Annotated in this window: 14 protein-coding genes and 1 other RNA gene; 11 read left to right on the top strand and 4 right to left on the bottom strand. The window is 53.7% G+C overall.

Annotated features, from left to right (window positions below):
- The first annotated feature begins 15 nt into the window (after positions 1-15).
- The 10 genes from EKM97_RS08985 (at position 16) to EKM97_RS08940 (ending at position 8,165) form a co-directional block, all read left to right on the top strand.
- A complete protein-coding gene (locus EKM97_RS08985) occupies positions 16-1,662 on the top strand; it encodes a peptide ABC transporter substrate-binding protein (RefSeq protein ID WP_125572071.1) in 1,647 nt (548 codons plus the stop codon).
- A gap of 103 nt (positions 1,663-1,765) precedes the next feature.
- The gene (locus EKM97_RS08980; RefSeq protein WP_125572070.1) at positions 1,766-2,569 is read left to right on the top strand and encodes an ATPase, T2SS/T4P/T4SS family; all 804 of its coding nucleotides are present in this window, start codon (positions 1,766-1,768) and stop codon (positions 2,567-2,569) included.
- A gap of 82 nt (positions 2,570-2,651) precedes the next feature.
- Positions 2,652-3,620, top strand: a complete 969-nt coding sequence (locus EKM97_RS08975) for a type II secretion system F family protein (RefSeq protein ID WP_125572069.1) — start codon at positions 2,652-2,654, stop codon at positions 3,618-3,620.
- Between the two features lie 2 nt (positions 3,621-3,622).
- A complete protein-coding gene (locus EKM97_RS08970) occupies positions 3,623-3,964 on the top strand; it encodes a prepilin-type N-terminal cleavage/methylation domain-containing protein (protein ID WP_125572068.1) in 342 nt (113 codons plus the stop codon).
- Positions 3,965-4,005: 41 nt separating this feature from the next.
- Complete coding sequence (locus EKM97_RS08965) at positions 4,006-4,422, top strand: hypothetical protein (protein ID WP_125572067.1); 417 nt, start codon at positions 4,006-4,008, stop codon at positions 4,420-4,422.
- A complete protein-coding gene (locus EKM97_RS08960; protein ID WP_125572066.1) occupies positions 4,422-4,709 on the top strand; it encodes a hypothetical protein in 288 nt (95 codons plus the stop codon). The genes EKM97_RS08965 and EKM97_RS08960 overlap by 1 nt, the downstream gene beginning before the upstream one ends.
- A 19-nt stretch (positions 4,710-4,728) precedes the next feature.
- Positions 4,729-5,172, top strand: coding sequence for a hypothetical protein (locus EKM97_RS08955; RefSeq protein WP_125572065.1), 444 nt, complete (start codon positions 4,729-4,731; stop codon positions 5,170-5,172).
- Between the two features lie 319 nt (positions 5,173-5,491).
- A complete protein-coding gene (locus EKM97_RS08950) occupies positions 5,492-6,502 on the top strand; it encodes a class I SAM-dependent methyltransferase (RefSeq protein ID WP_125572064.1) in 1,011 nt (336 codons plus the stop codon).
- Positions 6,503-6,522: 20 nt separating this feature from the next.
- Positions 6,523-7,713 carry an acetate/propionate family kinase gene (locus EKM97_RS08945; RefSeq protein WP_125572063.1) on the top strand — a complete coding sequence of 397 codons (1,191 nt, stop codon included), beginning with the start codon at positions 6,523-6,525 and terminating at the stop codon, positions 7,711-7,713.
- A complete protein-coding gene (locus EKM97_RS08940) occupies positions 7,710-8,165 on the top strand; it encodes a hypothetical protein (RefSeq protein ID WP_125572062.1) in 456 nt (151 codons plus the stop codon). The genes EKM97_RS08945 and EKM97_RS08940 overlap by 4 nt, the downstream gene beginning before the upstream one ends.
- A 79-nt stretch (positions 8,166-8,244) precedes the next feature.
- Here EKM97_RS08940 and EKM97_RS08935 read toward each other — a convergent pair whose 3' ends face one another.
- Both EKM97_RS08935 and EKM97_RS08930 read right to left on the bottom strand, forming a co-directional pair.
- Entirely contained in the window at positions 8,245-9,717 is a 1,473-nt protein-coding gene (locus tag EKM97_RS08935) for a sensor histidine kinase (protein WP_125572061.1), read from the bottom strand.
- Positions 9,718-10,440 (bottom strand): response regulator transcription factor, encoded by a 723-nt coding sequence (locus tag EKM97_RS08930; protein ID WP_125572060.1) that lies wholly within the window; start codon positions 10,438-10,440, stop codon positions 9,718-9,720.
- A gap of 150 nt (positions 10,441-10,590) precedes the next feature.
- Here EKM97_RS08930 and ssrA point away from each other — a divergent pair.
- Positions 10,591-10,958: a transfer-messenger RNA gene (gene ssrA, locus EKM97_RS08925) on the top strand.
- A gap of 63 nt (positions 10,959-11,021) precedes the next feature.
- Here the strand turns inward: ssrA and EKM97_RS08920 are convergent.
- Complete coding sequence (locus EKM97_RS08920) at positions 11,022-11,582, bottom strand: hypothetical protein (RefSeq protein WP_125572059.1); 561 nt, start codon at positions 11,580-11,582, stop codon at positions 11,022-11,024.
- 36 nt (positions 11,583-11,618) lie between these two features.
- Positions 11,619-12,368, bottom strand: coding sequence for a hypothetical protein (locus tag EKM97_RS08915; RefSeq protein WP_125572058.1), 750 nt, complete (start codon positions 12,366-12,368; stop codon positions 11,619-11,621).
- Positions 12,369-12,690 lie beyond the last annotated feature (322 nt).

Below are 12,690 nucleotides of genomic sequence, written 5' to 3'. Positions count from 1 at the left end.
ATAGGAGGTGTCGTGATGTTGAAGAAGAAAGTTGTGCTCGCAGCAGTGACACTCGGCTCGGTAGCGGTCCTAGCCGGTTGTGGTGGCAGTAAGCAATCCGCAAGTAAGCAGCAAAGCTTTAAGATTATGGAATCCGACGTCATTCAGACAATGGATCCGGCACTGGCGACCGACATTATTTCCGGTCAGACCATGCTTAATACTTATGCTGGTCTCTACCGCTATGATGGCAAGAAACTGAAGCCAGATATGGCGGCCAAAATGGCAAAGGTTACGAACAATAACTTGACCTACACCTTCACCTTGCGCAAGGGCGCCAAGTGGTCCGACGGCAAGACGGTCACGGCACAGGATTTCGCTTACGCGTGGAAGCGGGCGGTTGACCCAGCCACTAAGTCCCAGTATGCCTATATCTACAGTGGCATTAAGAACGCAGACGCCATCATGGCGGGCAAGAAACCCGCCAGCAGCCTCGGCGTGAAGGCGATTGGCAAGTACACTTTCCAGGTCAACCTGGAGAAGCCAATTCCATATTTTGAATCGATGATTACGCTCCAGACTTTTGACCCGGTTGAAAAGAGCCAGGTCGACAAGTACGGTGACAAGTACGGGACTAAGTCGAGCACGCTGACTTTCAACGGACCCTACATTCTGAAGAACTGGACCGGTGCGAATAACACCTGGACCGTGACGAAGAACCCGAAGTACTGGAATGCCAAGAACGTGCACATTAGTAAGATTACAACGCAGGTAGTGAAGGAAGCCACAACCGCGCTGAATCTCTTCCAGGACGGCAAGCTGGATGACATCAAGTTGAGCGGGAATGCGGCAACGCAGAATTCTAATTCTTCCGAATTCCACAACGTCAAGCAGACTGGGGTGTTCTACTTGGAGCCAAACGCCAACAAGGTGCCTGAGTTCAAGAACATCAAAATTCGGCAGGCGCTTTCGCTCGCCATCAACCGCAAGCAGTTCATCAAGAAGGTGCTGGGCAATGGCTCACAGCCGGCTCAGTCTGTCGTTGCGGCGAACATGATGTTCAACAGCAAGGGCACCGATTACGTGACTGCTCTTGGCAGCAAGGCCCGTTCCTACAACGACTACGACCTGACTAAGGCCCGCAAGCTGTTTAAGGAAGGCATGGCCGAACTGGGTGAGAAGAGCTTTAGCTTCGAGCTGACCGGTGATGACACCGACGGCGCCAAGGCAACACAGGAGTACCTGCAAAATGCCTTCGAAAAGTTGAGCAGCAGCGACGCTAAGTTGACGGTTAAGGCCCGGTCCGTTCCGTTCAAGCAGCGCGTTGCCCTCGGGGCGGCGCACAACTTCCAGATGCTGATTACCGCTTGGGCACCTGACTTCCCAGACGCAATCAGCTTCCTGGACCTGTTCCGCGGCGACAACAAGACCAACGACGCGCAGTGGCAGAATGCTGACTTCGACGCCGCATTGAAGCAGGCGGGCACGACTTACGTTGCCGATCCTGCCAAGCGCTGGACCGCTCTGGTGGACGCTGGCCGCATCTTCGCGAAGAACGTCGGCGCCATCCCGCTGTACCAGGTGGGTGACTCGCACATGACCAAGAAGACGGTCAAGAACCTGCAGTACACACCAGCCGGCATGGTTGACTATATCGGTGCAAGCAATAAGACTAGCAAGTAAGGGCGCTAAGCACTACGATGACTTGCATCACAAAATTTATGCCCCCCCGCGTTTCGGCGCGGGGGTTTTTGTGTATTTTGCAGAATGTATTAGCGTGGGGGTGATGAGGACGAACATCGATAGCATTATCAAAACTGCGCTCAAACGCGGGGCCAGTGACATTTATTTATTTCCGCAACGGCGGGGGTATCGCCTGCGCATTCGTTATCCAGAAGGCATTGAAACACTGGCGGAGGTGGTGGCGACTGAACGGGCGACGGTGTGGATTAATTTGCTCAAGTATCGCGCCGGAATGAATTTGTCCGAGCACCGCCGCGTGCAGCAGGGTGCCGTGTACCTGGATGCCGCACATTGCTATTTGCGTCTTAGTGCAGCTGGAGATTTTCAGGACAGTGAGTCCATGGTCATCCGGCTGATTGCGGCGGTGCCGCCTGTTACCGCAAGTGGTGAAGCTGGGATGCAACTGCTGCAACAGCTCGCCGAGCAGCGCGGGCTCTTGACGGTGTGCGGACCGACTGGTGCCGGCAAAACGACGCTTCTGTATCAGCTCGCGCAGCGCTTGGCGGATGAGCGCATTGTGATGACGATTGAGGATCCGGTCGAAATTACCGAGCCACAGTTTTTGCAGCTGCAGGTCAACGTAGCGGCGGGGATGACTTACGCCAGTTTGCTGAAGGCGACCTTGCGTCACCGGCCGGACGTGGTCATTATTGGCGAGCTGCGTGATGCCGAAACGGCGCGGGCGGCTTGCGAGGCCGCACTTGCCGGCCGCATTGTGATGGCAACGGTGCACACTAAGTCGCCGCAAGACGTTCCCTTGCGCTTGATCGGGATGGGCGTGCCCGCGGAACTGGTCTATGGCGCACTGGCCGTTTCCGCCCAAGTCAGGTTGCAATTCGGTCAATAAATCACCCCGCAACTAGAAATCTGGCGCTGGCAACATGGCAAGGGCGCGCGGCTGACCGCAACGCTTAGTCAGGAGGCATCCGATGAAGGTTAAACGGATGCCCCTGAAAGTGCAGGCCAAGTGTTGCCGGACACTGGCGTCACTGCTGGATTCCGGTTTCACTCTGCCGCAAGCACTCCAGTTTGCGCTGGTGCAGTATCCACGGCAAAAGGACCAATTTACCGCATTGCAAACAATTCTGGCCGCGGGCGGTGCACTTAGCAACGCCTTCACTGCCGGGGGCTTCATGCCCGTGGTGTGTACGCAGGTTGGCTTGTCGGGACAGCACGGGAATTTGGCCGGCACCTTGGCGGAATTGGCATATTACCTCACGCTCCTAGCAGAATCACGGGGCCGGGTTGGCGCGCTCTTGGCGTATCCATGTACCTTATTGGTGTTGCTGACCATTTTGCAGGCAGGCATCGTCTATTGGGTGTTGCCACAGCTGACCCTTAAACCTGCCGGGGCGATGTTACCGCAGCTAATTTTGTGCGCCGTGGTGCTGATTGTGGCCCTCCTGGTGATACTGACGGTGAAGGGGATGACTGCAGAATCACGTTACCGCTTGCTGCGCCACATTCCGATTGTTGGCGGGATGCTGCAAAAGTACTATCAATACGAATTTGTGCTCGGCGCCGCCAGTTTCTTAGGCGTGGGCCGCGACCTGGGCTCGTACTGTGATTACCTGGCAGAAACGGGTAACGGACCGCTTGCAGCCTTGGGCGATCAGGTTGGTGAGCAAATTGAACGCGGTGTGAGTCTGCCCATGGCTTTAGACGATGCACTGGTGCCCAGCGGTTTTGTGCAACTAGTGGAAATGGGGCAAGAGCCACACCTATTTGCCCGGTCGGTCGGTGCATATGCGCGCGGCCTGTTTACGGAACTGCAGGCGCAGATGGGGCGTATTCTCGCTTTCGTGCAGCCCGTGATGTTTATCGTTTTGGGTGTGCAAATCGTGGTGATGTACGCCCGTTTATTGTTGCCACTTTATTCAGTGATTGGGGGATATTAAGTATGCAGAAGTTCATGAAGAAACGACGTCCGGCGTTTACACTCATTGAAGTCCTAGCCGCGCTGGCAATTATTGTGGTGCTCACGTTGGCACTCATTCTGACGGTGAAGGGGCAAGTGGAACAGGCGCACCAAAAGGACGTGGGCCTAATGGTCAGCACCGTGAATGCCCAAGTCGAGGTGCAATCGACCGATATGGAGAGCAGTAAGTTAAGTGCAATCAATGACGTGAAGGGCTTGCTCGATGCCGGCTTGATCAGTACCCAACAATATCAGGAATTGCAAAAAGACCACGTAAAGGTGCAGCAGAGCAACGGCCGGCCGACCCTGAGCACCAGTAAGTAGTGCGCCGTGCAGGTTTCACCATGCTGGAGGTGACCGCGGCATTGGTGGTAGTGACAGGAATGCTGCTGCTGGGCATTGTTGTGGGCAAACGCTACGTGCAAACGCAGCGCGAAGAACTCTTCCTCGACCGGGTGCAAACGGAGTGGAGTGCACTGCAGGAACGATCACGGCTGAATTTGACTGCGGGCGGCCTGCAGTTTATGGGTCCACAGCACATTGCGCACTTCGAAGTGAAGTACAAGGATGGTTGGCGCGCAAATGACATTCCGATGCCGGATACAATTCAGATGCTGGACAAGATGGACAACACGCGCGTTGAGCAGAGTTCAGGCGGCAAAATGTTTGCTCAGCCCAAGACATTAAAGCTCAACTCCACGCTTGGTTACCATTACGAGCTGACCTTCGAAATGGGGTGGGGACGATTAATCATCAAAAAGGTCGCCGGAGTGGCGGGATAATGGTGGAGCACCTTGCAGCTATCGTGGTCATTGCGCTGGCCGTGAGTACTGTCGTGATGATTAGCCGTTACCACAGTGAGTTGGTTGAACCGGCGCGGCTGGACGCGCTGGCGCAGCAAGCCGCGCTGAATGCTGCACGCATGCAGCACGCTGATGGCACGACGGCAACGGTTGAACATTTGGGTGCGTACCAGTTCAAAACGCGGGTACAAGGGCAGGAGGTGACGGTTAAGCTTGAGGCGTTGCATAAATCATGGCACTACCAGGCCGGCGTTCACGCTCATTGAATGCACAGCGGCGCTGGCGGTGTTTGCCTTTATTATTCTGCTCTGGCGACCGGTGGTACAAAGTGCGCAGGGTCTGCGTACCCACGATGAGGCCTTGGTTCAAGCACTGGTCGCCAATCGCGGCTTGGAGGAGAAAGCAGCAGGTGGTTATGTGCGCGTGAAAGAAGTTAATAAAGACGTGCTTGAACACGGCCAGAAGAAGAAGGTCACCGAGCGCAGGTTAGTGATTGGGAAAGCCGGTGCACCCACGTATGAGGTGAGCTTTTTCCACTCAGAGGTTAATGGGGATGTGGTCCGCGTCACAACTGGGTCTGGTGGGTACATGCCGCTTTTCATGAAAGCAAAACAATTTGACGTGACCACAATCGCCGAAGGGACGGTGCACTACACCGTGATTTTGACGGATGGTCAGGAATTTTCGGGGGTTTTGACGAGCGATGTTAAACCGGTGGCAGTTAAGTGAAAGACGGCAGGCAAGCGCACTCGTGAGTGCGCTTGTTTTGCTGATTGTTGTTACAATGATCTGTTTTGCATTGGTACTGCAATTTGCCCGTTGGCAAGGTGAATACAGGGATGAACGCTTGAAAACGGAACAGTTAATGGTACAGCTGCACGCAAATAAAAACAGTGCTGAGAATTCTAAGAAAGCGCGTCCTTAGTGAGTTTGGTGCTTTAACAAACCGCTATTCATTCATAAGACAGCGCTTAATGAAAATAAAAGCTCTTGAAATTGTGCCGTTTTCTGAGTAAACTGTACTCATTGAAAACGAGGAGGCGGCATTTTGGCCAAAGAACACCTGGAAGCATTATTTAAGGTAATGGATCAAGCTACGTCGCTGCTGGATGGCGTGTTGCACACCAGCATGATTGATGCCCTGATTGAAATCGGTGAGGACATGCACGCGCGGGACATCCAGCAGGAAGACGGTGTGCCGGATGCCGCAACGACAGCAAAACTGAAAGAACTTTTTGCTTCGGTTGATCTGAGCAGTTATTCTGCCGATGAAATTCGGCAGGCGCTGCAGCTGGTCATGGTGAAAGCAGCCGAGCACGACCAGTTGGAACCTAATCAGCAGATTACGCCGGATGCGCTGGCGACACTGGCCAGCTTCCTGATTAGTACCATGACCCCGACGATGCCGGCAACTTACCGCATTGGGGACATTGCGGCGGGGAGCGGGAATTTGCTCTACGCGGTCATGAACCAACTGACCGCGGCACGCGACACGCAGGTGCACGGGTACGCCGTCGATAACAACGAAAACCTGCTCGCACTGGCCAGCATGAGCGCCGCGCTGCAGGACATTAATGTCGATCTGTATCACCAAGATGCCATCGACAACTTGCCGTTTAAGGATTTGGACGCCATTGTTTCCGACTTACCGGTTGGTTACTACCCAATTGACGAACGAGCAAAAGGGTTTGAGACAGCCGCCAAGAGTGGTCATTCTTACGCTCACCACTTGCTGATGGAGCAAGCCCTGCCCGCGCTGCGTCCCGGCGGGCTCGGCCTGTTCTTCGTGCCGACTGAAGTCTTTAAGTCGGACGAGTCCAAAGGACTGACCACTTGGCTTGCCCAGCACGCCCACTTCCAAGGTCTGCTCGGCATGCCAACTGATTTCTTTAGCTCCAAAGCAGCTGAGAAGTCACTGCTACTTTTGCAAAAGCCGGGTGCCGGCAGTAAGCAGGCAACTCAGGTATTGCTCGGACAGTTCCCAGACCTGAGCGACCGGAAGGCTTTCCAGGAATTCATCACGGATGTCCGGACTTGGTACCAGCAGAACATTAACTAAGCAAAGAGGAGAACCTAATCGTGGCTAAAATTCTTGCAGTCAATACTGGTAGCTCAACCCTGAAATGGAAATTGTTCCTGATGCCCGAAGAAAAGTTGGTGGCGGGGGGCATGGTGGACCGACTCGGTTTGCCGCGTTCCAAGTTCATCATCAACTACAACAACGGCGAACGTTACGAACTGCACTGTGAGATCAAGAGTGCCGATGATGCGGTGGACTTGCTACTCAAGAAGCTTCTGGAGTTAAAAATCATCAATGACTACAGCGAAATCAGTGGTGTTGGCCACCGTGTTGTTGCTGGGGGCGAAATTTTTAACTGCTCGACCCTGATTGATGACGAAAAGCTGCATCAGATTCAGAAGTTAGGCGAGCTTGCCCCACTGCATAACCCAGTTGAGGCCCGCGGGATTGCTGCCTTTATGCACGTGTTGCCTGGCGTACCCGAGGTGGGTGTGTTTGACACTTCCTTCCACACCTCTTTGGACCCGGTGAACTACCTCTACAGCATTCCCACCAAGTACTACAAGCAGTTTGGTCTGCGCAAGTACGGTGCCCACGGGACTAGTGTCCGCTTTGTGGCGAGTCGGGCGGCGGAAATGCTCGGCAAGGACATCCAAGACCTGAACATGGTTGTGCTCCACATGGGTAGCGGGGTTTCCATTACCGCAGTGAAGAACGGCAAGAGTTACGATACCTCGATGGGTTACACGCCAGTCTCTGGGGTCACGATGAGCACCCGCAGTGGGGACATCGACCCTTCACTGGTGGCGATGCTGATGAAGAAACTGGATTTCACCGATCCCGATGACGTCATCAAAATTTTGAACACTGAATCTGGTGTCTACGGGATTTCGGGTTTATCCCCAGATATGCGCGAAGTGGAGAACACCCGTGAAAGTCGTCCCGAGTCCCAGCTAGCGATTGATATTTTTGTTAACCGCATTGTGAAATACGTGGCAGGGTACATCGCCGAAATGGGCGGGACCGATGCGCTTGTCTTCACGGCGGGGATGGGCGAGGCCGACAGTGCGATGCGTCAGCGGATTGTTGACGGTCTGCAGGTTTTCGGCGTGCACCTAGACGCAAGCAAGAACGACGGTGCTAAGGGCGACACCGATATGACCGCGGTTGGCTCGCCAATCAGCGTGCTGATGGTGCCGACCAACGAGGAACTGATGATTGCGCGCGACGTCTGGACGGTCAGCCAATGAGTTTATTAGACTGGACGTACATGTTGGTGCTGGCAGTGGCCGTTGTGGTGACGCTTTTTGTCGCGAACACAGTCAAAATTCCGGCACGGGTTAGTTGGGTGCGGGTCATCTTTTTCCTCGCCATTGCGGCGGTGACTACGTTCGTGACGGTGCAGTACGCGGGCTCGCTGCACACACGGATGACGGGAATTTTTATTGCCGGCATGATGCTGGTTTTTGGTTTTTGGCGCAAGGGCTTGGCTACTTGGGCCGTGGTAGCCGGCTTAGGATCCATCCGTATTTGGTCGGCACTGACCAAGGCAGATGTCATTGTGAATAAGAATGGCACCGTCGTTGAAGCATTCGTTGGTTCCATTCGGGTGAGTCGCCTGCATTTCAACCGGAGCGCGGACGAACTCGGGCGTTTTTTGGAGCAGCACATGCGCCCTGGGGCAGTGAACATCATTAGATGATAAGAGAGTCGGCGGTAGCCGGCTTTTTTTTTGCAGACGCAAAAAACCACCGCAGTCGTGCTGCGGTGGTTTTTCTCGTTTACGCCTGACTGTTCTTGTCAGCCGCTTCGTTTGTTTTCTTAGGTGCGGTGTCTTCATCAGGGAAGGTGACCGTGAAGGTCGTGCCCTTACCCTCAGTGCTATCGACTTTAATGGTTCCGCCGTGCACTTGGACGAGCTGGTGCACGATGGCCATCCCGAGTCCGGATTCACCGTACTTTGTGTTCTTACGGGAAGGATCTGCCTTGTAGTAGCGTTCCCAGATGTTCTTGACCTGCTCTTCAGTCATCCCAATCCCAGTATCACTAATTACGAATTCGGACTGGTGATAAGCACGCCGCCCGGTAACCGTGATTGATCCGTTCTGGGTGAACTGAATCGCGTTTTGCATGATGTTGAAGATGACCTGGACGAAACGGTCGTGGTCCGCGTAGACGGGTAATTCAGCTGGCGTATTGACCGTGATGGTGTCGCCGGCTTCATCCGCCTTCTTTTGCAGCTGGCTGGCCACGTTATTGAGGTCGTCGCTGGCGTTGAAGGTGTTACGCATCAAGACAATCTGGTTGCTACGAATCTTTTCGTAGTCCAGGTTTTCATTCACGAGGCGAATGAGGCGGTTGGTCTCACTGCGCATCAGTTCGATACTCTTGGCGCGCATGTCTTCAGGAATCGCATCGTAGGCGAGACCCTCGAGCAAACCGTTGATAGTGGTTAGCGGGGTGCGCATTTCGTGCGCGGCGTCGGCCATGAACTGGCGGCGCCGGTCTTCTTGCCGTTTGATTTCCTCTTGGCTTTCTTGCAAAGAGGTGGTCATTTCGCCGAAGTCATTGGCGAGTTCGCTGATTTCGTCGTTCCCGGTCTTCTTAATCTTCACGTCATAATTGCCTTGAGCGATTTCATGTGTCGCACGGCGCAGGCGGTTAATTTTGCGTACTTGGTACTGGGCCAGGAAGTAGCTCAGTATAATGGCGGCGATGGCGGAAATCACGAACCCGATGAACACGTTGCGCTCCGTCTTGTTGATGGAGGCCTGGATGGTGTCAACGGGGGAGAGCGCGCCAATTACATAGGCCAGCTTACCGGAGTAGAAAATTGGCCGGTAGTAAATGGTCATGTTTTGGGTGCGCCAGGTGCCTTTACCATTGCGATCCGGCACCCGGACGGAGGTGCGCAGGTTTACGTCTTCGCCTTTTTTGAGTTTTTTCCAGTAGGTACTGGAGATACCCTGACTAGAAGTTTGGGGGTAGCGGGTCCAGTTCTTGGAATCGTAAATGACGAACTGAATGCGCTGGCCAGACAGGATTTGCTCACTGTTATCGAGGAAGGCGTTGTTCATTGTGCCGTCGCTGAGGATGGCGTTTTGTTCAATGGTGGTGGTGTAATTGGCGAGCTGGCGAAAATTATTCTCCCAGGCGTTGTTACTGGTGGTTTGAATAAATAGCAGGGACACAACGGAGAGGGCAACAATAATCATCGCCAGGAAACTCAGCATTTGCTGATAAATAAGCTTCATTTATTTATCGAGCTCCGAATCATCGAACTTGTAACCGACACCCCAAACGGTTTGGATGACCTGAGGGCCGGCTTTTTCGATCTTTTGCCGCAGCTTTTTGATGTGGGCGTCCACCGTACGCTCGTCACCATAGTATTCGTATTCCCAGACCAGCTGGAGTAGTTGTTCACGCGAGAAGACCTGCTTGGGGTTGCGGGCGAGGGTGCGCAAAAGGTCAAATTCCTTTGGTGTCAGCCCTTCAATCTGCTGATCATCCAAGTAAGCCTCCCGGGTCTTGGTGCTGAGCCGGAAGTGCTTGGTGCTAACATCAAAGTCGTCATCGGCCTCTTCTGCAGCTGCTGCGGGTACTTCTTGAATGTCCACGCGCCGGTGCAGAGCCTTGATGCGGGCAATCAGGGTCATTGGGGAGAAGGGCTTGGTGACGTAATCGTCAGCCCCAATGTCCAGCCCCAGCACTTGATCGCTTTCACTATCACGGGCGGTCAGCATGATCAGTGGCACTGTCCGGCTAATTTCACGGATGTGGCGGGCGACTTCCATGCCGTCCATCTTGGGTAGGTTCAGGTCCAGTGTGATGATGTCCCAATCGTCGGGTGCTTCCTTGAATTGGGCGAGGCCATCTTCACCGTCGTAAGCATTGGCGTACTCCCATTTTTCCTTCTGGAAGAACATGCCCATCATTTGGGCAACGGACTGGTTATCTTCAATCATCAGAATTTTCAAAAAAAACCTTCCTTTTTTCGCTGTAATCGCGATATTACTCTCCAAGTAGAAAAATGTTAACGCAGAATGCGACCTTTGCTCTCATTGTAGCGCCTACAACGCTTTTGACAAAGCGAAAAATTGATGCTAATGTATGGTTTGCACATTGTCGGGGGTGTAATGGTCTCGACATCGGCATCCACGCATGTGGTGCACTCCGGAGGGCTCGGCTTCGTCATCAACGGCACAGTTTATTAACTGCAAAGAACGAAAACTCTTACGCCCTCGCTGCCTAATAAGTAGCTAAGCGTGATCCAACCGATTTCGCCCAAGGGTCGGACCTGGGTCTCAAATTAATTGGGCTACGGTTAGTGCCAGCCACCTGAGGTGCTAACAAGAGCTAATCAGGTTCGCACCGTGGGGTTAGCCTTGCTACCCGGCGCGCCCACCGTGCTAAATCCAAATAGGGCAACTATGAGTGTAGATCTGCGTGTTGGTGGGGTCGGTGGACAGGGGTTCGATTCCCCTCACCTCCATACCAGCACTAGTGAAGCGTTGAATATTCAGCGCTTCTTTTTTTGGCCAAAATTCATTCCGGGACTTTAGCCGGCCTGATCCGTTTCCAGCAGTTCTGGTGCCGCAGCGAACGCGCGTCCCGGATGATCGCGAATCAGGGTGTCGTCGCTTGTGAACAGCAGTACGCTGATACCAAGATGCTGCGCGGTTTCGCCGAAGTCTGTCAGCAGTTTGTTGACGGTAGCGCGCGTCATCGCGTGCAGTAAGTCCGCAATCACGATGTAGCGCTTGCCGCCGAGAACATTGCGGTAGAACTCGACGTACAAGCGGCCAACAGGCGTGAGTGCACGAGAATTCTGCCCAAGAAACAGGGGGTCGTCCAGCATGAAGCGCGGCAGAATATCGAGGTCGTGCTCGCGCCCCTGGATGAACAGGTTCGCCTTCACGTTGAGATACGGGACGAGTGCGGAATTGCTGCTGATATAGCCGAAATTATGGCCGATTTCGGTCTGGCCGAGCGTGCGCCCGTAGGTACGAATCTGTTTTTCGGCAGTCTCAGCATTGGGTGCGGCCACAAAGTAGACGCCCGGTTCATTGAAGGCGGTGTTAATGCGACCACCACCAAGGGTTTTTGCTTTAAAGAACATAACGAGCGTCTCCTTTCTTGACCAGAGGTTAAAAAGCTAAAGTGATTTTTGAATGCGGTAGGTGTGCATGAACGCAATGAAGAAGTGAATGAGGAGCACCGCGGCACATCCGAACGCGAAGGTCACCGTGTACCCGCTCAGACCATCAAGCAAGTGATCGGCTTGACCGCGACCATACAGCAAACCATGAAGGTTAAAGTCGGTAATTTTGCCCGTGAACAGCTTTGTGAGCTGCTTGCTGGCGGCTTTCAGCTTTAAGCCGTCAAGTGCAACAAACTTGCGGGCGAACGCCTGCCGATTTAAATGCGCAATCAGATTTGAGAAGTAGTTAGTGTGAATGAGGCTCAGCAAGGTGGTCGCGGAAAACCCGACAACGAATGCAATGAGCGACTCGAGCGCTGACTGCAGTGAAATATCAGTCTTGGTCCGGTCGGCTAGCAGGTAGGCGGTTGCTTCGCCGCGACGGGTCTTCATCATGGTGATGGCAATGATGATGGTGAGCACGATGAAGACAGCCAGTGCAATCCAGAAGCCCAGCATGTACGCTTGTTGCTGCAGACGGTGGGCATTGGTTACAGCCTTGCTCGCCCGACTGACCGCACTGACGGCTTGCGGCGAGAATTGATTCAGATGTTTTGAGAAGTTGCTCGCGCTGAGGTTTTCGAGCCGCAGGTTGGTTTGGAAAAACAGACCGGCTGCGGTGAAAAGAATCGCGCTAAGCAGGGTAAGCAGGTGAACACGCTTGTGATAACCCAAACCCATGATAATTCGTTCAATAAAACGCATTTTGTCACCCCGTTGTTAAACAGTATAGAAGCCAATTTTGAACAAACTATGAATTATAAATGCGAAAGCCGCGCCGCTGCGCACCTTTTGCCCAAAATTATCGTCATATTCATTGGTGCACACTGCTAATCAAATGTGACAGGCAGATTACTCAATATAATAACCTAAACGTTCGAGGCCACGCTACTGTCGCTGTCCGTCAGTGTAAGTCCGCGCCCGCAAGGGCGCGCTTTGCACTTTAAGCCGTTTTCATACCGCCGTAAGGCGGTGGTTGGCAACTCCGGCGCGGGTGCGCTTGGATTCCGCGATTGAGGGCTACGCG

Source organism: Lacticaseibacillus songhuajiangensis, assembly GCF_003946025.1.
In the GTDB taxonomy this organism is placed as follows: Bacteria; Bacillota; Bacilli; order Lactobacillales; family Lactobacillaceae; genus Lacticaseibacillus; species Lacticaseibacillus songhuajiangensis.
Note: the sequence above shows the minus strand (reverse complement) of the source record. Positions and strands in the feature narration are given on the sequence as shown.